This window comes from Aeromonas sp. 603079 (assembly GCF_049172135.1).
Taxonomy (GTDB): Bacteria; Pseudomonadota; Gammaproteobacteria; order Enterobacterales; family Aeromonadaceae; genus Aeromonas; species Aeromonas veronii.
On sequence record NZ_JAAKPX010000015.1, the window covers coordinates 20,848 to 42,789 of the forward strand.

Below are 21,942 nucleotides of genomic sequence, written 5' to 3' on the forward strand. Positions count from 1 at the left end.
CAAAAGCCTCCGGATGACGATGAAATACATGCTCCTGCCCATTGGTAGCAGAGCAACGAGGACATGACTTGTACTCATTACCCAATTCATCATACTTATGTAAAACACCAACATTTAAACGCTGGCCACAACATTGGCAAGGCATATCGAAGCTCCTTATTCTAGCTTTCAAGTCTAAGAGTAAATAAACACTCAAATTTAACAGTATTGACACATAACATATCAGCACTAAGACTCAAACTAACACCAGCTAAGGGCTATATGAAGCCTCTCACTCTTATTTTGAGATCCTCATCATTGGCGGATCAATATATATACAGCCGTGTGTTCCGATACACCTAAAAAAGCGCCTCCCAAGGGAGGCGCTTTTCAGTTCAATACAAAGCAATCAGCGATTACAGGGATTCAGCGGTCGCAACCACGTTTTCCACGGTAAAGCCGAATTCCTTGAACAGCAGCTCGGCCGGTGCAGACTCACCGAAGGTGGTCATACCGATGATCTTGCCGCCGAAACCGACGTACTTGTACCAGTAGTCAGCGATGCCGGCTTCGATGGCCACACGCTTGGTGACGGAGGACGGCAGGACGGACTCTTTGTACTCGGCAGACTGGGCGTCGAACACGTCGGTAGACGGCAGAGAGACCACGCGCACGGCACGGCCCTTGGCAGTCAGCTGCTCATAGGCAGCAACGGCCAGTTCCACTTCGGAACCGGTGGCGATCAGGATCAGCTCCGGAGTACCGGCGCAATCCTTCAGCACGTAACCCCCCTTGGCGGTGTCAGCCAACTGCTGGGCAGTACGGTCCATCTGGGCCAGGTTCTGACGAGAGAAGATCAGAGAGGTCGGGCCGTCGGTACGCTCGATGGCGTGTTTCCAGGCGATGGCAGATTCAACCTGGTCACACGGACGCCAGGTGCTCATGTTCGGAGTCAGACGCAGGGAGGCGATCTGCTCAACCGGCTGGTGAGTCGGGCCATCTTCACCCAGACCGATAGAGTCGTGGGTGTAAACGAAGATGGCGCGCTGCTTCATCAGGGCGGCCATGCGCAGGGCGTTGCGGGCGTACTCCATGAACATCAGGAAGGTAGCGCCGTAGGGGATGAAACCACCGTGCAGGGCGATACCGTTCATGATGGCGGACATGCCGAACTCGCGTACACCGTAGTGGATGTAGTTGCCGGAGGCATCGTCGTTGGTCAGGGACTTGGAGCCGGACCACATGGTCAGGTTGGACGGAGCCAGGTCAGCAGAGCCGCCCATGAACTCCGGCAGCAGCTTGCCGAAGGCTTCCAGAGAGTTCTGGGACGCTTTACGGGTCGCAATCTTGGCCGGGTTGGCTTGCAGGGTTTCGATGATCTTGGCGGATTCGGCAGCCCAGTTGGCCGGCAAGTCGCCTGCGGTGCGGCGCTTGAATTCGGCAGCCAGCGTCGGGTGAGCGGCTTCATAGGCGGCGAACTTGGCAGCCCAGTCGGCTTCCAGTGCAGCGCCCTTCTCCTGAGCGTTCCACTCGGCAGCGATATCGGCCGGGATAACGAACGGCGCGTGGTCCCACTTCAGGAAGGCACGAGCAGCGGCGATCTCGTCGTTGCCCAGCGGTGAGCCGTGGCAGTCGTGAGAACCGGATTTGTTCGGGGAGCCGTAACCGATGATGGTGCGGCAGCAGATCAGGGTCGGCTTGCCGGTCTCGGCCTTGGCGGCTTCGATGGCGGCATTGATGGCTTCCGGGCTGTGACCGTCAACAGCCGGGATAACGTGCCAGCCGTAAGCTTCGAAACGCTTGACGGTGTCGTCGGTGAACCAGCCTTCTACGTGACCGTCGATGGAGATACCGTTGTCATCCCAGAACGCGATCAGTTTGCCCAGTTGCAGGGTACCTGCCAGGGAGCACGCTTCGTGGGAGATACCTTCCATCAGGCAGCCGTCGCCCATAAAGGCGTAGGTGTAGTGGTCAACGATGTCGTGGCCCGGCTGGTTGAACTGCTCAGCCATGGCTTTCTCGGCGATCGCCATACCAACGGCGTTGGTGATGCCCTGACCCAGCGGGCCAGTGGTGGTTTCCACGCCCGGTGCATAGCCGTACTCCGGGTGACCCGGGGTGCGAGAGTGCAGTTGGCGGAAGTTTTTCAGATCGTCGATGGAGAGGTCATAACCGGAGAGGTGCAGCAGGGAGTACAGCAGCATGGAGCCGTGGCCGTTGGAGAGAATGAAACGGTCGCGGTCGGCCCACTTGGGGTTGTTCGGGTTATGTCTGAGGTGGCTACGCCACAGCACTTCGGCGATATCCGCCATTCCCATGGGGGCGCCCGGGTGACCGGAGTTGGCTTTTTGAACGGCATCCATACTCAATGCACGAATGGCATTGGCAAGCTCTTTACGAGAAGGCATCTGAATCTCCTGCGATTGCTTCATTTGATGGCCAAGATTAAGGCGCGTTATTGTCCCAGCAGGGCGCGCGGCGTGCAAATATTATCTGGATGAATAAAGTGGCTTTGGGAGGACAATCGCTTTTCTTGCCCTCTATTGGCCAAAGCAACCAGAGAAAAACGTTTGATTTCCATCCCTTTCGGGATAGGAGAGCACCGCTTGTGACCCATTGGACACTGCGCGACAAAATAGTGCTGGCAATCGCGGGGGGCGCTAATTAATATAGACGTCCAGATGTAGATACCTCTACACCATCCCATTCACCCGGTTATTGCTGTGGCGATAACCCAGACAAGCTGAGATTCATATCATGGCAAAGCTGTTTACTTCCGAGTCGGTCTCCGAAGGCCATCCAGACAAGATTGCGGACCAGATCTCCGATGCGGTACTGGACGCCATCCTCAAGCAAGATACCAAGGCCCGTGTCGCCTGCGAGACCCTGGTCAAGACCGGTATGGTCATGGTGGCCGGCGAAGTAACCACCTCTGCCTGGGTTGATATCGAAGAGATCGTGCGTGATACCGTGCGTGAAATCGGCTACACCCACTCCGACATGGGCTTCGACGCTGACTCCTGCGCCGTGCTGAACGCCATCGGCAAGCAGTCCCCGGACATCAACCAAGGTGTTGACCGCAGCGATCCGCTGGAGCAGGGCGCTGGCGACCAGGGCCTGATGTTCGGCTACGCCACCAACGAAACCGACGTGCTGATGCCGGCCCCCATCACCTACTCTCACCTGCTGGTGAAGCGTCAGGCTGAAGTGCGCAAGAACGGCACCCTGCCGTGGCTGCGTCCGGATGCCAAGAGCCAGCTGACCTTTGCCTACGACGACGCAGGCAAGATCATCGGTGTCGATGCCGTTGTACTGTCTACCCAGCACGCTGAATCCATCAGCCACAAGGATCTGGTTGAAGCGGTACGCGAAGAGATCATCAAGCCGGTGCTGCCGGCCGAGTGGGTCAACAAGGACACCAAATACTTCATCAACCCGACCGGCCGTTTCGTTATCGGCGGCCCGATGGGTGACTGCGGTCTTACCGGTCGCAAGATCATCGTCGACACCTACGGCGGCATGGCTCGTCACGGTGGTGGCGCCTTCTCCGGTAAGGATCCGTCCAAGGTTGACCGCTCCGCTGCCTACGCCGCCCGCTACGTTGCCAAAAACATCGTGGCCGCCGGTCTGGCCGATCGCTGTGAAATCCAGATCTCCTACGCCATCGGTGTGGCCGAGCCGACCTCCATCAGCGTCGAGACCTTCGGTACTGCCAAGGTTGCCGAGGATCTGCTGGTCAAGCTGGTACGCGAGCACTTCGAACTGCGCCCGTATGGTCTGATCGAAATGCTGGATCTGAAGCGCCCAATCTATCAGGCCACCGCTGCCTACGGTCACTTCGGTCGCGACGAGTTCCCGTGGGAGCAGACTGACAAGGCCGAACTGCTGCGTTCCGCCGCTGGCCTGTAAGGCTCGCTGTTGTGATAAAAGGGGAGCCTGGCTCCCCTTTTGCTTATCCGCCATTTGACGAGATGTTGATGTCTGCCACCCCTGCCCAGCTTGTCGCCCTGCTGCAACAACGCGTAGAAGCCTGCTTTGTGCAAGCCGAGGCGCGCCTTGGCCGCACCTTCCCCCGCCCGCGGATCTACTGCAATATGCGGGGCCGGGCGGCAGGATCGGCGCGGCTGCAAACCTGGGAGCTGCGCTTCAATCCTGCCCTCTATCAGGCCAACCAGCAGGCGTTTCTGGATGAGGTGGTGCCCCACGAGGTGGCCCATCTGCTGGTCTATGCCCTATGGGGTGACGGGCACGGCAAAAACCGGGTGCTACCCCACGGCCGCCAGTGGCAGTCGGTGATGCGGGAGGTATTCGGCCTTGAGCCCAGAACCACCCACAGCTTCGATCTGGCGGTATTGGCCCAGCGCACCGTGCCCTATCGCTGTCACTGCCAGCAGCATCAACTCTCTATTCGCCGTCACAACAAGGTGGTGCGTGGCGAGGCCCGCTATCACTGCCGCCGCTGCAAGCAGCCGCTGGAGCGGGAACGGCCGGAGCCAGAGCAGTAAGCCAGCTTGTGTCGCGCCCCTGTGGTAGGGTGCCCGCCATCGTTCGTCAATCACCTCGTTTGCAAGGAATCCCATGCGTTTCATCTCCTCCCTCGCCCTGACCCTGCTGGCCGGTTTACCGCTGCTCAGCTCCCCCCTGCACGCCCAGACCTTTCGCGAAGCCAAGCAAGATCTGGTGAAGCTCTATCGCAGCCAACCTGCGGTCACCACCTTCTACTGCGGCTGTGACATCGACTATCAGGGCAAGAAAATGAGCCCGGATCTCGCCAGTTGCGGCTATGAGCCGCGCAAGCAGGCCAAGCGCGCCGCCCGCATCGAGTGGGAACACGTGGTCCCCGCCTGGGAGTTCGGCCACCAGCTGCAGTGCTGGCAGGATGGCGGTCGCAAGAACTGCGAAAAAGCGAGCCCCGAGTTCAACAAGATGGAGGGGGACATGCACAACCTCTTCCCCGCCATTGGCGAAGTGAACGGCGATCGGGCCAACTACCGCTTCTCCGACTGGAACGGCAAGCCGGATCAGTACGGCCAGTGTCAGATGCTGGTGGATTTCAAGGATCGTCGGGTGCAGCCGCCCAAGGGGCAGGTACGGGGCCAGATTGCCCGCGCCTACCTCTACATGAGCCAGCAGTATGGGCTGCGTCTGGCAGCGCAACAGCGTAAACTGTTTGAAGCTTGGGACAGGCAGTACCCGGCAGAGGGCTGGGAGTGCGAGCGCAACCGCCGCATCGGCAAGCTGCAGGGCAACACTAATCCCTTTATTGAAAAGCAGTGCCAATAACCCCATTTGACCAGGGAGGGGATCACCCCTCCTATCATGAAGCCCTTCCCTTCTGCCGCGTGAGCCTTGCTCACCGCAGGATATAAAGGGTTTCCAAGCAAGAGACTGACAAGCAGCCATGCGCATTCCACGTATCTATGAACCGGCCACCCTGCAAGTTGGCCAGACCATCGCCCTGTCGGAAGACGGCGCCAACCATATCGGCCGGGTACTGCGCATGCAGCCGGGCCAGCAGCTCGAGCTGTTCAATGGCGATGGCAATCAATATCCCGCCACCATCGCCAACGTCGGCAAGAAGTCGGTGGACGTGACCATCGACAGTTGTGACGCCCAATCGGTGGAGTCACCGCTGGCCATCCACCTCGGTCAGGTGATCAGCCGTGGCGACAAGATGGACTTCACCATCCAGAAATCGGTGGAGCTGGGCGTCACCTGTATCACCCCGCTCTTCTCCGAGCGCTGCGGCGTCAAGCTGCCAGCCGATCGACTGGAGAAGAAGCGCGAGCAGTGGCAGAAGGTGGTGATCAGCGCCTGCGAACAGTGCGGCCGCAACGTGGTGCCCGAAGTGCGTATGCCAATGGAGCTGGACGCCTGGCTGGCGGAAGAGACCAAAGAGTTCAAGCTCAACCTGCACCCGCGCGCCGAGTACAGCATCAACACCCTGCCCGTTCCCGAGCATGGCGTGCGCCTGCTGATTGGCCCGGAAGGGGGATTGTCGAGCGACGAGATCGCCCGTACCGTGCAGGAAGATTTCAAAGAGATGCTGCTGGGGCCGCGGGTGCTGCGCACCGAAACCGCCGCCCTGACTGCGATCACTGCGCTGCAGTGCCGCTTTGGCGATCTCGCTTGAAACCAGTCCAATGTCTTACTGCGAGGTCGTGATCAAGGCCCATGCGCTGCTCGCTTATGTGGAACCAAGAGGCTCACGTATGTCTATACGCTCCGGTTCCTGCGCTGCTCTTTACCTTGCTGACGACCTCTCGTGACAGACTTTGAACAGGTTTTAAGAATCTCACTCGCAATCGAGCCACAAGAAGGATATTCGGATGACCATTAAACTCGGCATCGTGATGGACCCCATCTCGGCCATCAACATCAAGAAAGATTCCAGCTTTGCCATGCTCGAAGAGGCGCAAAAGCGCGGCTATGAGCTCTTCTATCTGGAGATGAAGGATCTCTACATGGAAGCCGGTCGCGCCTTTGGCACCATGCGCCCGCTCACCGTCAAATATGACTATGCCGACTGGTATACGCTGGGCGAGGTGGTGGATCACCCCCTCTCCAACCTCGATGTGATCCTGATGCGAAAGGATCCGCCGTTCGACACCGAATTTATCTACGCCACCTACATGCTGGAGCGGGCCGAGGATGAGGGTTGCCTTATCGTCAACAAGCCGCAGAGCCTGCGCGACGCCAACGAGAAGCTCTACACCGCCTGGTTTGCCGAGCACACCCCGACCACGCTGGTGACCCGCCGCGCCGACAAGCTGCGTGCCTTCCACGCCAAGCACAAAGACGTCATCCTCAAACCGCTGGACGGCATGGGCGGCGCCTCCATCTTCCGCATGAAGGAGGATGACGCCAACGTCGGTGTGATTATCGAGACCCTGACCGCCCACGGTAGCCAGTACTGTATGGCGCAGACCTATCTGCCCGCCATCAAGGATGGCGACAAGCGGGTGTTGGTGGTGGACGGTGAGCCGGTTCCCTACTGCTTGGCGCGCATTCCGGCGCAAGGTGAGACCCGTGGCAATCTGGCGGCCGGTGGCCGTGGTGAAGCGCGTCCCCTGAGCGAAGCCGACTGGGCCATCGCCCGCGCGGTGGGCCCGACGTTGAAAGAGAAAGGCCTCATCTTCGTCGGTCTCGACATCATCGGCGATCGCCTGACCGAGATTAACGTCACCAGCCCGACCTGCATTCGCGAGATTGAAGCGGCCTTCGATGTACACATCACCGGCATGCTGATGGATGCCATCGAGCGTCGGCTGGGCAAATAATCGCCTGGCAGGCTAACCGGCCTGTTCAGGGGTAACCCGCCCCTGACAAGCCCGGAAACAGAGAGGGTGGCCCGGCGCCACCCTCTCTGTTTAAAGGCAATCCGGAAAGGGGCAGGATCTCGCCCTGCCCAAAAAGCGGTTTTTCCCATGGGGATCAACTGCCATAATTGACCTCAAATACCTTTGCACTATTTGGCCTCTATGCAAACACTGCAAAATCACTTCCTGCTTGCCATGCCAAGCCTGACGGATCCCTACTTCGAGCGCTCGCTGGTCTATCTGTGCGAGCACAACGAAGAGGGTGCCATGGGACTGGTAGTCAACATTCCGGTCGAGATGTCGCTGGAAACCATGCTGACCCAGCTCAAGCTCAATCCGCCCAACAACCCGGAGCTCAAGCAGCCGGTACTGCAAGGGGGGCCGGTTCACGCCGATCGCGGCTTCGTGCTGCACAGCTTCCGCCCCGGTTTCAACTCCACCCTGCAGGTGGGGGATGAGATGATGGTAACCACCTCCAAGGATATTCTGGAAACTCTGGGTACGAGCGAGGCCCCTGCCCATTGGCTGGTGGCCCTTGGCTATGCCGGCTGGAGCGCCGGGCAGCTGGAGCAGGAGCTGGTGGATGGCGCCTGGCTGGTGATCCCCCCCAATCCGGCTCTGGTGTTCAAGACCCCCATTCACAAACGTTGGCAGCAAGCTGCCGCCAGCATAGGGGTGAACCCGGTTCACCTCTCCAGCGACGTCGGCCACAGCTGATCGGCTGGCCCGCTCCGCTCTCTATTTCGAGGATTTATCAGTTATGTCATCACGCAGCATCATGGGCTTTGACTATGGCACCAAGAGCATTGGCGTCGCCATCGGTCAGGAGCTGACTGGCACTGCCCAGCCTCTGCGCGCCCTCAAGGCCAACGACGGCATCCCCAACTGGGACGAGATTGAGAAGCTGCTCAAGGAGTGGCAACCGGACCTGCTGGTGGTCGGTCTGCCGCTGAACATGGATGGCACAGATCAGGAGATCACGGTACGGGCCCGCAAATTCGGCAACCGGCTGCATGGCCGCTTCGGCAAGCCGGTGGAGTTCAAGGATGAGCGACTCACCACCACAGATGCCCGCGCCCGCCTGTTTGAGCGAGGCGGCTATCGCGCGCTGGAAAAAGGCAGTGTGGACGGGGTCTCGGCGCAGTTGATCGTCGAAGCCTGGATGGAAGAGCAGTACAACTAAACCATCAACAAAAAGGCAAGGGTCGCCGCCCTTGCCTTGTCTCGCACTATCCTCTCATTACGCCTGTGACTGACCTGGCACCAGCCCTTCGGCCTCTGTCGGGTTCGCATTCATCATCCGGTTCAGCCAGGGCACCATCAGCCCCATCACTACCGCAATCAGCAGGGTCGCCATCCCGATCTTGCCAAATACGCCGGTGTAAATGGGCAAAGTTTGCATCGGATCCGTCATCCCTTGCGGCACGGCGGTAAAGGTCGCCACATAGCCACCCAGCAGGGACGCCATCGCCTGAGTCAGGAACCACATTCCGAGAATGAAGCCCATCAGGCGTTGTGGCACCAGCGCGGCGACCATCGCCAGTCCCAGCGCACTGATCATCAGCTCGCCCAGACTCTGGAACAGGTAGATAAGCACCATAAACCAGGGGGAGGTCAGCCCCTGCTCATCGGCAAACCACCAGCCGGATGCCGCCGCCGTCAGAAAGCCCAGCGAGCAGAAGAACATCCCGAGAGTGAACTTGAGCGGCATGGTGAGATCCCGCCCCTTGCTGCCCATCCGGGTATAGATCATCGCGAGTACCGGGCTACCCACCACCACCCAGAAGGGGTTGAGCGCCTGGAAGCTGACCGGGTTAACGCTCATGCCCAGCATTTCGTGGTGCATGTTGTTGATGGCAAAGAAGTTGAGAGACGTCGGCATCTGGGCATACAGCACATAGAAGAGCACCGCCTCCAGCATCAGCACGAAGGCCACATACATCTTGTTGCGGCCCACGGTATCGAGCCTGAATGCCTCGCGAAAAAAGAATATCACCACGGCGATGGTCACCGTCATCAGCACCATGTTGGCGATCACCACGTGGTGCATCAGCCAGGCGCAGAAGAAGACCATGGCTACCGAGCCCAATATAACCAGCAGCAGCTTGCTGTAATTCAGTGGCAGGTGATCCGGCTCGGAGCCAATATCCTTGACCATATTGCGGCAGGCAAAGAAGGTGAGCAGCGCAATAATCAGTCCCACCCCGCACAGGTTATAGGTCACGGTATAGCCGTAGTGATCGGCAATCACCGGAGCGAGCGAGAGGGAAATAAGGGAGCCGATATTGATCGACATATAGAACAGGGTAAAAGCCCCATCCAGCCGCGGATCTTTTGGCTGGTAGCATTTTGAAAGCAGGCTGGCCGGATTGGCCTTGAACAGGCAGTTACCAACTGCAATGGTGCCCAGCGCATAGAAAATCAGGTCGGGATTGTAGATAGAGAGGCCGGTCATAAAGTAGCCTATCACCAGCGCCACGGCCCCCAGCACCATGGTGCGCTTGGTGCCGAGCACATGGTCACCGACATAGCCACCGACCGAGATCAGGCCATATACCAGCGCCGAGAAGGCACCGAAGGTAATAAAGGATTGCTCTTGGGAAAATCCCAGTTGTTGCACAAAGAAGACCGCCAGGATCCCCTGCACGCCGTAATAACCGAAGCGCTCCCAGAGTTCGACGAAAAATATCATAAAGAAGGGTTTGGGCTGTTGTAACAACCCTGTGGGTGCTGTTGCTGGACGCATATCAACCTGCCTTTGCTGAGATTTATTTTTATTAATCTGGTGGTGGCTACCGCACTATTTTTTTGCCCGCCATTGCTATAACGGGGAGCACAGTCAGCCTGCCAATCTGGCTATTTTCGGGTGCACACGCCCCGTTCGATGAAAGGTGTTTTTCATCTAGCCGGTTTCAATTACGGGTTATCGGGGGATGGTGAGTGGCGTCTCCCAGTACAGTTACCGGCTCCAGGTGCTACCTTTGCTGCATCCCTTCACTCAAGCCGGTTTTGCTTATTCCCCTCTGCTCCGTCACTCATGGCTGGTGGCCAGATAGCTGGGGCATGACACGGCCACAGACGACCTGTGGGGCTGGCTCACGCCGCGCTCTACTGGCAGTCACCTACGCAGGCGCTATCTAACCCCGCCACTCCAAGGGGTGTCATGCTATATCACTGCAAATACAGGAACTTAATGGTCGATCACACTTTAAAAGTGACCATCAGTGAAGTTTTCTAATGAAACCACATGAATTTTTTTCGTGAAAAGAGCTTCACTCGAGACGTGCAACCAAGGCCAATCTGTGCATAAAGAGAGTTGAATGGCACACAGTTGAACCCGAACTCGGCACTTAAGTCGTGCAAAAGCCCACTCATCCGGACGCTGCGACAACAAAAAGCCGGAGCAGATGGCTCCGGCTGATCGATGGGCACCGTCACGGCCACATTAGCGTGGCGATTCATCGTTGTAGAGTCGCCGGATCTCGTTGCGCAGCCACATCACCTTGGCATCCTGATTGTGCCGCTTGTGCCACAGCAAGATGAAGGCGATCTCCAGCTGGGCGTAGAGCTTCTCGGGGAGCGGCAGCGGCATGGCGATCAGATTGCCGTGATGCCGACTGGCATAACCACCACAGTAAGAGGGCGCCACCGCTATCAGCTCGTGGCTCGACTGGGAGGCAATATGCAGCGCCTGCTCGAAGCTTGAGACCATGATGGGCACCTCCCGCTTCAGCCCCTCGTCCTCCAGCAGACTGTCGAGGGCCCAGGTATCGTTCGCTTCCCACACCATGCTGATCTGGGGGCAGGCCAGAAAGTTCTCCAGCGACCACTTCTGCTGGAGCAAGGGGTGATCCTTGCGCAGAAAAACCACCGGGCGATCGGTGAACAGCACCTCGTGATCGATGTAGTAGGGCAAGCGGTTGACCTTGGCCCGGGAACGGCCATGGGTCTCGCGGGCACAAAAGCCGAGATCCGCATCGCCATTGACGATATCGTTGAGGGAGTGGTGATCCCACCCCAGCATCCTGACCACCGAGTTGGGGTACTTCTGGTAGATGGTCATGGGCAGATCGCTCAGGAAGCTGATGTAGAAGGGGGACTCCATCACCAGCGTGAAGCGGGCACCGTCGGGGATCGCCTCGCTATTGAGCGAGGTGATGCTGTCGGTGAGCTGGAACCAGACCTTCAGCTCCTCCTCCAGGGTCAGGGAGAGGTTGGTGGGCTGCAATCCCTGCCGCACCCGCACAAACAGGGGATCGTCAAACCACTCCCGCAATTTGGCGAGGGACTTGCTCACCGCCGACGGGGTGACACAGAGCTTTTTGGCCGCCCCTGCCACACTGCGCTCCTGCATCAGGTACTTGAAGACCACCAACAGGTTCAAATCGAGTTCACCCAGATTGCGCATATCCCCTCTCATCTTCCATCAGCCCTGCGACTGCGCTTCACGAAGCGCGAGCCATGGTAACAGCCCTTTGACAGCCAGGTAACTGAGCAGTGCCAGCAGCAAGGCGCAGATCAGCATCTCGGTCGGGGCAAAGCCAAGTTGACCCAGCAGCCAGATGTAGAGGCCGGAGAGGCTGATCTGCATGATGCAGAGCACCGCGCTGGCAAAGGCCACATTGTGCTGACAACCATCGAGCGCCTCCCCCATCGCCACCCCGAAGCCACAGGAGAACCCGACACAGACCAGCGCAAACCCCGACAGCAACAGATGGATATCGCCCCCCGCCTGCCAGCTGCCGATCAGTGAGCAGGCCGCCAGCAGATAGGAGAGATGAGCCACCGCCAGCACCTTCTTTTTGCCCAGCCAGCGCAACAGCAGGGGCGTCAGGAAGGAGGTAGACATGCTCACCCCGGCCATCACCATCATCACGATAGAATACTGCTCGGTGGTGAAACCAAACTCCTTCATCAGGATCAGCGGCGAGACGCTGACATAGACCAGAATGGAGGTCACGCTGGCACTGCTCAGCAGGGAGAGCAGCATAAAGCGCGGCGAGCGCAGCAGGGCAAAGGGCAGCGCAGCGCCACTCCCCGGTTGCCGGGCCGGACGGGTCTCCTTGAGCAGCAACAAATTCACCAGACCGCTGACGGCAGCCACCAGCGCCATCGCCACGAAGATCCCGCGCCAGTCAAAATGGGACAGGATGAGGTAACCGAGCACCGGCGCCAGCACCGGGATCACGCAGATCACCCCGTTAATCATCGAGAGCGCCATCGCCAACCGCTCCTCACTCAGCACATCCCGCAGCACGGTAAAGGTCATGATATAGAGCGCCCCCGCCCCGACTCCCTGCCAGAAACGGCCGAAATAGAACTGGCCAATCCCCTCCGCATTGCCTGCCACCAGCGAGGCGAGGACAAAAATCAGCGCGCCCCCGAGCACCACCCAGCGCCGCCCGAAGTGATCGGCAATCATCCCCCCCAGTAGCACGGTCGCTGCCATGCCAAACAGATAGATAGAGAAGGCGGTGTGGATCTGCGCCTCGCTCGCCTGCAGGGTATCGGCAATCTGGGGCACAGCGACCAGATAGAGATCGATCCCGACCGGATAGAGAATGATCATCAGAAAAGTGCACAACAGGAATACAGGCATGAACGCTCCATAACAGATTGGCGTGCCGATGCCTGCCAGATCACAGTGACAGGCGAACAATGGCGGGGCAAAGGTGGTGACAAAGCTAGCAACGCAGCGCGTCGCAATGGGGCAACTATATGGGCGCCCACCGCTCTCACCTAGTGAAGAGATGGCGATCGGTACATTCCAATCAGGAAATATTGTATTGAGTTACGTGCCATAGCGGCCATATTGAATCAAGCAGACTCAGCAATAAACCGGGTCACCTCCCGCTCATTACCATCCCTGCGCTGCACTTTACCGCCCGTCTGTTATCTGCCTTCGCCCTTGCGGGCGTATAAGCTGTAGGTGCGACGCAATACAGGGAATGTGTATGAAGGGAATGAAGAGAGAAGAGCAGATTGCCGGGCTGCTGGCGGCACTGGAGCAAGTCATTCTGGGCAAGCCGCTACAGCTGAAAATCGCGCTGGTGACCCTGCTGGCGCGCGGTCATTTGCTGATCGAAGATCTGCCCGGCATGGGCAAAACCACCCTGGCCCACGCCCTGGCGCAGGTGCTGGGGCTGGCATGCAGGCGGATGCAGTTCACCGCCGATCTGCTCCCCGCCGACCTGCTGGGGCTTCAGATTTTTGACCCCCAGCAACAAACATTTCGCTTTCACCCCGGCCCCATCTTCACCCAGGTGTTGCTGGCGGACGAGATCAACCGCGCCAGCCCCAAAGTACAGAGCGCCCTGCTGGAGGCGATGGCCGAAGGCAAGGTGAGCATCGAGGGCCACACGCACCCACTCCCCGATCCGTTTTTCGTCATCGCCACCCAGAATCCGGCGGATCAGGCGGGCACCTATCCACTGCCGGAATCCCAACTCGACCGCTTCGCCGTGCGACTCTCTTTGGGTTTTCCGCCGCGAGAGGCGGAACGCCAGCTACTGCGCGGCCACCAGCCGACGGGCCCTTTGCCCGCCATGCTGGATGCTGCCGGACTCGCCACCTTGCAAAGCGAAGGGGATGCCATCCATGTTTCCGATGCCACCCTCGACTACCTGCTGGCGCTAGTGCACCAGAGCCGCTTTGATGGGGATCTGCCACAGCCCCTCTCCCCTCGGGCAGCCCAGACCTTGCTGGCGGTGAGCCGGGCCTGGGCGATGGTAGCCGGGCGGCGCTTTGTCACGGTAGAGGATGTGCAGGCGGTCTTCCCCTATGTGGCCGAGCATCGGCTGCGGGGCAGCTTTGGCGTACAGCACGGCGAAGCCTGTCCCCTGAGCCAGCGGCTGCTGGCCCGGGTCGATCCGGACAATCCCTGATGAGCGCCTTGCTCACCCGCTGGCGGCAAAAGAGAGAAAAGTGGCAGCGGCGCTGGCTCGATCGCCGTATACCCCCGGCGCGCCAGATCACGCTGGGTACCCGCAGCCTCTTTATTCTCCCTACCCGCATGGGGCTGCTCTATCTGCTGGTGCTGCTCGTCATCTATCTGCTCGGCACCAACTACCAGAACAATCTGGTACTGCTGCTGGCCTACTGCCTCGGCAGCCTGTTTATGGCCGCCATGTGGCTTACCCACCGCAACCTGCTGGGGCTGGAACTGCTGGGTGGCCAGCTGGTACTGGGGGAAGCGGGTAGCCAGCTGCCGATCCGTATCTTGGTGCAGAGCCCTCGCCCGGTGCAGGCGCTCCGGTTTAGCCTCAACGAAGGCACCCTCTGGCTGGCACAGGCCGACGCTGTGCCCAGCACAGTTATCCTGCCAGTATCGGGCTCGCGCCGTGGGCCACTGCCCCTTGGCCGATTGCGGGTCGAGAGCCGCTACCCCCTCGGTCTGTTTCGCTGCTGGTCCCTGCTGGACTTGCAGTTGGAGGGCTGGCTCGCCCCCAAACCGGCGTTCGGGGCGCTAAGAGGGGAACATGCGACCGAAAGCGAGGGGCATCAGGGCCAGCCCGCTCCGGCCACTCTCGGTGACTTTGACTCTCTGCGGACACATCAGGCCGGTGAACCACTGAGCCGGGTCGCTTGGAAGCAACTTGCCCAAGGGCGCGGCCTGCTGACCAAGCAGTTCCATGAACCGCAGCAGGATGAGACTCACCTCACCTTGCAGCGGGTCGCGGGCGGGGATCTGGAGCAGCGGCTGGCGGTGCTGGCCTGGTGGTGCGCCGATTACGGCAAGCGGGGCATCCCCTTTACCCTGACACTGGCAAACCAGACGCTGGGGCCCGATAGCGGTGCCGCCTTTGTGCAGCGCTGCCTGCTGGCACTGGCCCAATTCGATGCAACACCACCGAAGATCACGCCAGATGCTGCTCGATAACCGCCGCCTGCTGCCACTCATCGCCCTGCAACAGCTGCTGCTGGTCGCGGCGCTCTGGCCCCAGTTGCAACTCTGGGTAGTGGCAGTGGGCGCCATCACTCTCGGCGTCCGGGCCATGATGCTGTGGCGCGGCTTGCCGCCCCTGCCTGCCCGCTGGTTGGCGCTGCTGGCCATCACAACCGTGGTGTTGCTGGGGTTGCAGTGGCGCACATTGGGCACCCTGCCCGCCCTGATCAATCTGCTCTGGCTCGGCTATAGCCTCAAGATGATCGAGGTACGGCGCGAGCGGGATATCGAGCAGGTGCTGCTGCTCGCCTTCTTCCTCATCGCGCTGGCGCTGGTACAACGCCAAAGCATCGGCTGGACAGCCGGGATGGCAGTGGCACTCTGGCTGGCAGTGACCGCGCTGGTGACCGCCGTCGTCCCCGAGCAGAAACGGCCTTGGCGCAGTGCGGGGAGCGCCCTGCTGCTGGCGCTGCCCTTGCTTATCACCCTGTTTATACTACTGCCAAGGCTGCCGCCCCTCTGGCAGATGCCCACCACCAGCCGTGCCCTGTCCGGCCTCTCGGAAGAGCTGGCCCCCGGCGATATCAGCGAACTGGTCAACTCCTCGGAACTGGCGTTTCGGGTCAGCTTTGCCGATGGCCAGCCCCCTGTCCGCGAGCGCTATTTTCCGGTGATGCGCCAAGAAGTTTTCGATGGTCAGCGCTGGTTGCTGAGCCCCGAGGTCAAAGCATGGCAGCAGACAGTGCCGGTGCAGACCGGGCTGACCCTTCTGGCATCATCTTCACGGGCAAGCAATCAGCTGGCAGATAGTCCATTACCCGCCGGGAGCTACGAGGTGATCGCCGAGCCCCAGCGCCACCGCTGGGCCTTTGCCCAAAGTGAACCGACTATTCTGACTGGACCAGTGCTGCTCACCCCCATTCACACCCTCTATCGGCAGGGGAGCGGCGAGGTGGCAATCCGCTATCGCATTGGCCGCGGCGAAGCACAGATCGAGGACGACCACCAAGCCGCTCAGCGCAACCTGCAACTGCCAGCCGGAGGCAACCCGAGAGCGCGCGTCCATGGCCAAGTGCTGGCTGTGCGCTATCCGGATCGCGCAGAGCTGGTCGCCGCCCTGCTCGCGCAGTTTCGCAGCCAATCCTATTACTACACCCTGACACCGCCACGACTTGGCGGTGACGGGGTGGATGAGTTCCTGTTCGATACTCGGCGCGGCTTTTGCGGCCACTACGCCATGGCGACCGCTTTCGTGCTGCGCGCCGCCGGTATTCCGGCACGGCTGGTCACCGGTTATCTCGGCGGTGAGTGGAATCCCACGGGCAACTATCTGGCGGTACACCAGTTCGATGCTCACGCCTGGGTGGAGTATCTCGATGAAGGAGGAACATGGCGGCGAATCGACCCCACTGCGGCAGTGGCACCGGAGCGCATTGAAGGCGGCGTGAGGGAGGCCCTGAGCGACGAGTTTACCGCCGCCGACCCTCTCGCTCTGCAGCGTTATCGCAACTGGGCCCTGCTCAATCAGCTGCGCTGGTGGGGGAACAATATCGACTACCAGTGGAGTCGCTGGGTGATTGGTTACGATGCGGGCCAGCTCTGGCAGCAAATCGGTCTGCGCTGGCCTGCACTGGCGGGATACACTCCCTGGTTGATCCTCGCCAGCCTGATGCTGGTCGCCCTGCTGGTGAGCTTGCCCCTGCTGTTGCCCGCCCGTCTGCCGCCAGAGCGGCGCATCTGGCAACCCCTGCTCAAACGGGGCAAACGCAGCGGCTATTCCCCAGAGCCTGCCGAGAGCATGGGAGCATGGTGCGAGCGGCTGGCGCGGCTGCGCCCCGACCTTGCCCATCCCCTGCTAAAGAGTGCGTGGCTCTATCGCCGCTGGTGTTATGCCCTCCTCAACGACCGGCAACAAGGGCGCTGCTGGCGCCAGTTGCAACGGCGTATCAGACAGCTCGCCCAGCGCTGGGATCAACAGCCAACGAGTGCGCCATAAAAGAAGGGGGAGCCACCGGCTCCCCCTTCAGGTTTTAATCAAGAGGTTTGATTCACCGCTTGTTATTTTTTGGTCGGATTGTCCCAAATTCCCTCTTCCAGCTGGGAGCGGATCTCGGGGTACTTGTTGGCATCAAAGGTGGGCACCTTGCCCAGCTTGAGCTGATCGTTGTAATCCTTCGCCAGCTTGATGGCGACGCCGGAGAGCAGCAGGATAGCCACCAGGTTGACGATGGCCATCAGTCCCATGGAAACATCCGCCATGGCCCAGACAGTGGGTAACTCGCCCACAGAGCCGAACATCACCATACCCAGCACAAACATCCGGAACAGCATCAGGCCGCCCTTGTGGTTGTGCTCGAGGAACACCAGATTGGTTTCGGCATAGGAGTAGTTGGCCACGATAGAGGTGAAGGCGAAGAAGAAGATGGCTGCCGCGATAAAGATGTTGCCACCGCTGCCAATCTGGGAAGAGAGCGCACGCTGGGTCAGCTCGACACCGGTCACACCGGAGCCCGGCTCAAACTGACCTGACATCAGGATGATGGCGGCGGTACAGCTACAGATTACGATGGTGTCCATAAAGACCCCCAGCATCTGCACATAACCCTGGGAGGCCGGGTGCGGCGGATAGGGAGTGGCTGTCGCCGCGGCGTTGGGCGCAGAGCCCATGCCCGCCTCGTTGGAGAAGAGACCGCGCTTGATACCGTTGATCATCGCCTGGGAGATGGCATAACCCAGCGCACCCGAGCCTGCCTGCTCAATCCCGAAGGCAGACTTGATGATCAGCATGAAGACATGGGGCAACTCGGTGATGTTCATCGCCACGATCACCAGCGCCAGCAGGATGTAGGCCAGCGCCATAAAGGGCACCACCAGCTCGGCAAAACGGGCAATGCCACGAATGCCGCCGAAGATAATCAGGCCGGAGAGTGCCACCAGCGCCAGACCGCTGACCCAGTCAGGAATGCCAAACGCCACCTTCATCGCCAGACTGATGGAGTTGGCCTGCACCGCGTTGAACACCAGACCAAACGCCAGGATCAGGCAGAGCGAGAAGACCACCCCCATCCAGCGCATGCCAAGGCCTTTCTCCATGTAGTAGGCCGGGCCACCACGGTAGTTGCCATCCTCATCCTTGACCTTGTAGAGCTGGGCCAGGGTGCTTTCGACGAAGGCGGTCGCCATGCCGATAAAGGCAATCAGCCACATCCAGAAGATGGCGCCGGGGCCACCCAGATAGATAGCGACAGCCACACCGGCCAGGTTGCCGGTGCCGACTCGGGCGGCAAGGCTGGTACAGAGGGCCTGGAAGGAGGAGATGCCTGCGTTGTCCGATTTACGGCTGTTTTTCAGCACGGAAAACATGTGGCCAAAGTGACGGATCTGGATAAAACCCAGGCGGAAGGTGAAAAAGATACCGACCCCGATGAGCAGGTAGATGAGCACGGCTCCCCACATCAGGTCGTTTAGCATCGCAATCAAGGTGTCCATAATTCTCTCGTTGTTATTCACATCCATGGCCAGTCTGCGCTGACCGTTTTCTGTCTGTCGTTTAATTAGCGTTTCGCTAAAGGGGCGGAATCTAGCACAGCGGGAGAGCCCGGAATAGTGATCCCGGTCACGCGAGACACAAAAAACGAACGGTAAAAGCCCATAAAGCTCCATTTAAATCGCAAACTTTCAACAAACTCAATAATTCAATCAGACAGGCCACCATTAAGCCCCATAAGAGAACCATTTTGATATATCCCTGATGAGCTATCCGAAAACGCAAACGCTTGCATGAAATGGCTTTCAAACGGAGACATTTCGCCAAACGTTTTCGCTGTAATTAAATTTCAAGTACGTAGCGAGATAATTTATGTGATCGACGACACAAATATGGATATTGGCTAAAAAAGTTCAGCTGAAAGCAAACCGGAGCGAGGTCGGGAGGAAATGTAAAAAACCTTACTAATCATATAGTTTCACGCCATAAAACGGGATGACTCAACAGCCTGAATGTTTAACAACCAAGCGCCCCTATTGCAGGATGCAGCACATCAGTATTAATTAGGCAGGCAATGACGATGGGCCGCCCCCATCGCGCTTTTCTGAGCCTGAGGCACCAAGATCCTGTAATTTTATTTCAGAACCACCGTCTCAAGCCCGCAACCCAGGGATTACTCCCTCATTAAGAGATGATATTCGCTATGGCCGATAAATTAACCCAGCTGAAAGCCCTGACCACTGTTGTTGCCGACACCGGTGATATCGAAGCCATCAAACGCTATCAGCCCATCGATGCCACCACCAACCCCTCTCTGGTTCTGAAGGCCTCCGAGATCCCCGAGTACGCTCCGCTGATCGAAGACGCCATCAAATGGGCCAAAGCCCAGAGCCAGGACAAGGCACAGCAAATCATCGACGCGGGCGACAAGCTGGCCGTCAATATCGGTCTGGAAGTGCTGAAGATCGTTCCGGGCCGTATCTCCACCGAAGTGGATGCTCGTCTCTCCTTCGATACCGAAGCCAGCATCGCCAAGGCGCGCAAGCTGATCCGTCTCTACAACGAAGCGGGTATCAGCAACGACCGCATTCTGATCAAGCTGGCCTCCACCTGGGAAGGGATCCGTGCCGCCGAGGTACTGGAGAAAGAGGGCATCCAGTGCAACCTGACCCTGCTGTTCTCCTTCGCCCAGGCCCGTGCCTGTGCCGAAGCCGGTGCCTTCCTGATCTCCCCGTTCGTAGGCCGCATCCTCGACTGGTACAAGGCCAAGCACAACCGTGACTACACCGCCAGCGAAGATCCGGGCGTGGTCTCTGTCACCTCCATCTACAACTACTACAAGCAGCACGACTACCCGACCGTGGTGATGGGCGCCAGCTTCCGCAATACCGGCGAGATCCTGGAACTGGCCGGCTGCGACCGCCTGACCATTGGCCCGGCTCTGCTGGAAGAGCTGAGCAAGACCGAAGGCGCCGTGGTACGCAAACTGGACTACACCGGTGAGCGCAAGGCCAAACCGACCCCGATGACCGAAGCCGAATTCCGCTGGGAACTGAACCAGGACGCCATGGCTCACGAGAAGCTGGGCGAAGGCATCCGCATGTTCGCCATCGACCAGGGCAAGCTGGAAACCATGCTGGCAAGCCGCCTGTAATCAGTTCTTTTTTCTAATAAAAACCGGGCCCCTACCAAGGGGCCCGGTTTTTTTTCATGGGCTTTTTTAGCGCTGTCATAGAGTCGTCACGAAAACGTTTTAATTTCAGATTCGTTATGTTATACGGGTGGTGAAAACGATAAAAACCAAGGAGGGAGCCATGGAAATGTTCAACTTCGATTATGACGAGGTGGTTGAACTCGGTTCGCGTAGCCGCGGGACAACGGGAAAAAAACGTAAATGGCGTGAAATCGAGGCGTTGAAAGACAAACATCGCCTGCAGAAGGAGCTGCAATCCATCGATATCGCCTATGAAGGTCTTACAGACGAGATTGAACTGTAATCGCCAGACACCTGTAAAAGCGCTCCGCACAGCCGGGGCGCTTTTTTATGCCGCAATCGGATGATCACGTGGCTTATCATGCCATCGCTAGCGATGCCGCAGGATGCAGCGGGCAGGCGACAGACAACGGGTTGCCACAGTCCCTGACAGCCCTCACCAACAGCGTGGCATACCAACCCTGCCCCTCACCCGCGAAGAGTGAGCAGCGCCGTTTCAGGGCGCGTTGGGGCAATCACCGCAAGACAAGTCATCAGCAATAAAAACCCCCGTCGATGACAGGGGCCTGAATACTCGGGATTGACGGCTGCGCTTAGCAGTAGCCGTAGCCCAGCAGACGCTGGTAACGCTGCTCCAGCAGTTGCTCGGTATCGAGCGGACGCAGGGCGTCCAGATCCTGCTTGATGCGGGCCTTGAGGTTTTTGGCCATCTTCTCCACATCGCGATGGGCACCACCGAGGGGCTCGTCGATCACATGGTCGATCAGCTTGAGCTCTTTCAGACGCTGGGCAGTGATCCCCATCGCTTCGGCAGCCACAGAAGCTTTGTCAGCACTCTTCCACAGGATGGAGGCACACCCTTCAGGCGAGATGACGGAGTAGGTGGAGTACTGCAGCATGTTGACGCGGTCACCCACCCCGATTGCCAACGCACCACCGGAGCCACCCTCACCGATCACGGTGCAGACCACCGGCACGGTCAGACCGGCCATCACTTTCAGGTTGCGGGCAATCGCCTCGGACTGGCCACGCTCTTCGGCACCGACGCCAGGGTAAGCGCCCGGGGTGTCGATAAAGGTGATGATCGGCATCTTGAAGCGTTCGGCCATCTCCATCAGACGCAGGGCCTTGCGGTATCCTTCCGGACGCGGCATGCCGAAGTTTCGCTTGATCTTCTCTTTGGTCTCGCGACCCTTCTGGTGACCAATCACCATCACAGGCTCGCCGTCGAGACGGGCGATGCCCCCGACGATAGCCTTGTCATCGGCATAGGCACGATCGCCAGCCAGCTCGTCGAAATCGGTGAAGATATGCTCGATATAATCGAGGGTGTAGGGGCGCTGGGGATGACGCGCCATCTGGGATACCTGCCAGGCCCCCAGATCACCGAAGATCTTCTTGGTCAGCTCTTCGTTTTTCTTCTCCAGCCGGCGGATCTCGTCTTTCAGATCCACGGCGTGATTGCCTTCACTCACATGTTTGAGCTCATCAATCTGCGCCTGCAACTCGGCAATCGGCTGTTCAAAATCCAGAAAAAGACTCATAGGGCCTTAGAACC

At 59.1% G+C, this 21,942-nt stretch carries 18 protein-coding genes; 12 read left to right on the forward strand and 6 right to left on the reverse strand.

Annotated features, from left to right (window positions below):
- Nucleotides 1-395: 395 nt before the first annotated feature.
- Nucleotides 396-2,387 carry a transketolase gene (gene tkt, locus G5287_RS12530; protein ID WP_108539323.1) on the reverse strand — a complete coding sequence of 664 codons (1,992 nt, stop codon included), beginning with the start codon at nt 2,385-2,387 and terminating at the stop codon, nt 396-398.
- A gap of 349 nt (nt 2,388-2,736) precedes the next feature.
- On the opposite strand from tkt, the gene metK reads away from it, so the two are divergent.
- From metK to ruvX, 7 genes are all read left to right on the forward strand, one after another.
- Entirely contained in the window at nt 2,737-3,888 is a 1,152-nt protein-coding gene (gene metK / locus G5287_RS12535) for a methionine adenosyltransferase (RefSeq protein ID WP_005343827.1), read from the forward strand.
- A 68-nt stretch (nt 3,889-3,956) separates the two neighbouring features.
- Nucleotides 3,957-4,484: a SprT family zinc-dependent metalloprotease gene (locus tag G5287_RS12540; protein ID WP_266134109.1), complete on the forward strand. Its 528-nt coding sequence runs from the start codon at nt 3,957-3,959 to the stop codon at nt 4,482-4,484.
- 73 nt (nt 4,485-4,557) lie between these two features.
- Nucleotides 4,558-5,262, forward strand: coding sequence for an endonuclease (locus G5287_RS12545; RefSeq protein ID WP_421231384.1), 705 nt, complete (start codon nt 4,558-4,560; stop codon nt 5,260-5,262).
- 118 nt (nt 5,263-5,380) lie between these two features.
- Nucleotides 5,381-6,112: a 16S rRNA (uracil(1498)-N(3))-methyltransferase gene (gene rsmE / locus G5287_RS12550; RefSeq protein WP_421231385.1), complete on the forward strand. Its 732-nt coding sequence runs from the start codon at nt 5,381-5,383 to the stop codon at nt 6,110-6,112.
- Between the two features lie 196 nt (nt 6,113-6,308).
- A complete protein-coding gene (gshB, locus tag G5287_RS12555) occupies nt 6,309-7,259 on the forward strand; it encodes a glutathione synthase (protein ID WP_159158357.1) in 951 nt (316 codons plus the stop codon).
- A gap of 201 nt (nt 7,260-7,460) precedes the next feature.
- Nucleotides 7,461-8,015, forward strand: coding sequence for a YqgE/AlgH family protein (locus G5287_RS12560; RefSeq protein WP_266134113.1), 555 nt, complete (start codon nt 7,461-7,463; stop codon nt 8,013-8,015).
- 43 nt (nt 8,016-8,058) lie between these two features.
- Nucleotides 8,059-8,481, forward strand: a complete 423-nt coding sequence (gene ruvX, locus G5287_RS12565; RefSeq protein ID WP_005343821.1) for a Holliday junction resolvase RuvX — start codon at nt 8,059-8,061, stop codon at nt 8,479-8,481.
- Nucleotides 8,482-8,538: 57 nt separating this feature from the next.
- Here the strand turns inward: ruvX and dtpB are convergent, their stop codons facing one another.
- From dtpB to G5287_RS12580, 3 genes are all read right to left on the reverse strand, one after another.
- Nucleotides 8,539-10,044 (reverse strand): dipeptide/tripeptide permease DtpB, encoded by a 1,506-nt coding sequence (dtpB, locus tag G5287_RS12570; RefSeq protein ID WP_274160236.1) that lies wholly within the window; start codon nt 10,042-10,044, stop codon nt 8,539-8,541.
- Nucleotides 10,045-10,743: 699 nt separating this feature from the next.
- Nucleotides 10,744-11,706, reverse strand: a complete 963-nt coding sequence (gene yidZ / locus G5287_RS12575) for an HTH-type transcriptional regulator YidZ (protein WP_139735835.1) — start codon at nt 11,704-11,706, stop codon at nt 10,744-10,746.
- Between the two features lie 18 nt (nt 11,707-11,724).
- Nucleotides 11,725-12,897 carry an MFS transporter gene (locus G5287_RS12580; protein ID WP_421231386.1) on the reverse strand — a complete coding sequence of 391 codons (1,173 nt, stop codon included), beginning with the start codon at nt 12,895-12,897 and terminating at the stop codon, nt 11,725-11,727.
- Nucleotides 12,898-13,252: 355 nt separating this feature from the next.
- Here G5287_RS12580 and G5287_RS12585 point away from each other — a divergent pair, with 355 nt between their 5' ends.
- From G5287_RS12585 to G5287_RS12595, 3 genes are read left to right on the forward strand one after another with little or no spacing between them, the layout of a single operon-like run.
- Nucleotides 13,253-14,182 (forward strand): AAA family ATPase, encoded by a 930-nt coding sequence (locus G5287_RS12585; RefSeq protein ID WP_408082963.1) that lies wholly within the window; start codon nt 13,253-13,255, stop codon nt 14,180-14,182.
- A complete protein-coding gene (locus G5287_RS12590) occupies nt 14,182-15,177 on the forward strand; it encodes a DUF58 domain-containing protein (protein ID WP_421231387.1) in 996 nt (331 codons plus the stop codon). The genes G5287_RS12585 and G5287_RS12590 overlap by 1 nt, the downstream gene beginning before the upstream one ends.
- Nucleotides 15,164-17,179 carry a transglutaminaseTgpA domain-containing protein gene (locus G5287_RS12595; RefSeq protein WP_421231388.1) on the forward strand — a complete coding sequence of 672 codons (2,016 nt, stop codon included), beginning with the start codon at nt 15,164-15,166 and terminating at the stop codon, nt 17,177-17,179. Before G5287_RS12590 ends, G5287_RS12595 begins: the two co-directional genes overlap by 14 nt.
- A gap of 62 nt (nt 17,180-17,241) precedes the next feature.
- Here G5287_RS12595 and G5287_RS12600 read toward each other — a convergent pair whose 3' ends face one another.
- The gene (locus tag G5287_RS12600; protein WP_041234090.1) at nt 17,242-18,672 is read right to left on the reverse strand and encodes an alanine/glycine:cation symporter family protein; all 1,431 of its coding nucleotides are present in this window, start codon (nt 18,670-18,672) and stop codon (nt 17,242-17,244) included.
- A gap of 701 nt (nt 18,673-19,373) precedes the next feature.
- On the opposite strand from G5287_RS12600, the gene tal reads away from it, so the two are divergent.
- Both tal and G5287_RS12610 read left to right on the forward strand, forming a co-directional pair.
- Complete coding sequence (gene tal / locus G5287_RS12605; RefSeq protein WP_139443195.1) at nt 19,374-20,324, forward strand: transaldolase; 951 nt, start codon at nt 19,374-19,376, stop codon at nt 20,322-20,324.
- 160 nt (nt 20,325-20,484) lie between these two features.
- On the forward strand, nt 20,485-20,667 hold the full coding sequence (locus tag G5287_RS12610) for a DUF3545 family protein (protein ID WP_005338547.1): 183 nt from the start codon (nt 20,485-20,487) through the stop codon (nt 20,665-20,667).
- 310 nt (nt 20,668-20,977) lie between these two features.
- Here the strand turns inward: G5287_RS12610 and accA are convergent, their stop codons facing one another.
- On the reverse strand, nt 20,978-21,928 hold the full coding sequence (gene accA, locus G5287_RS12615) for an acetyl-CoA carboxylase carboxyl transferase subunit alpha (RefSeq protein WP_368226934.1): 951 nt from the start codon (nt 21,926-21,928) through the stop codon (nt 20,978-20,980).
- Nucleotides 21,929-21,942: the final 14 nt, after the last annotated feature.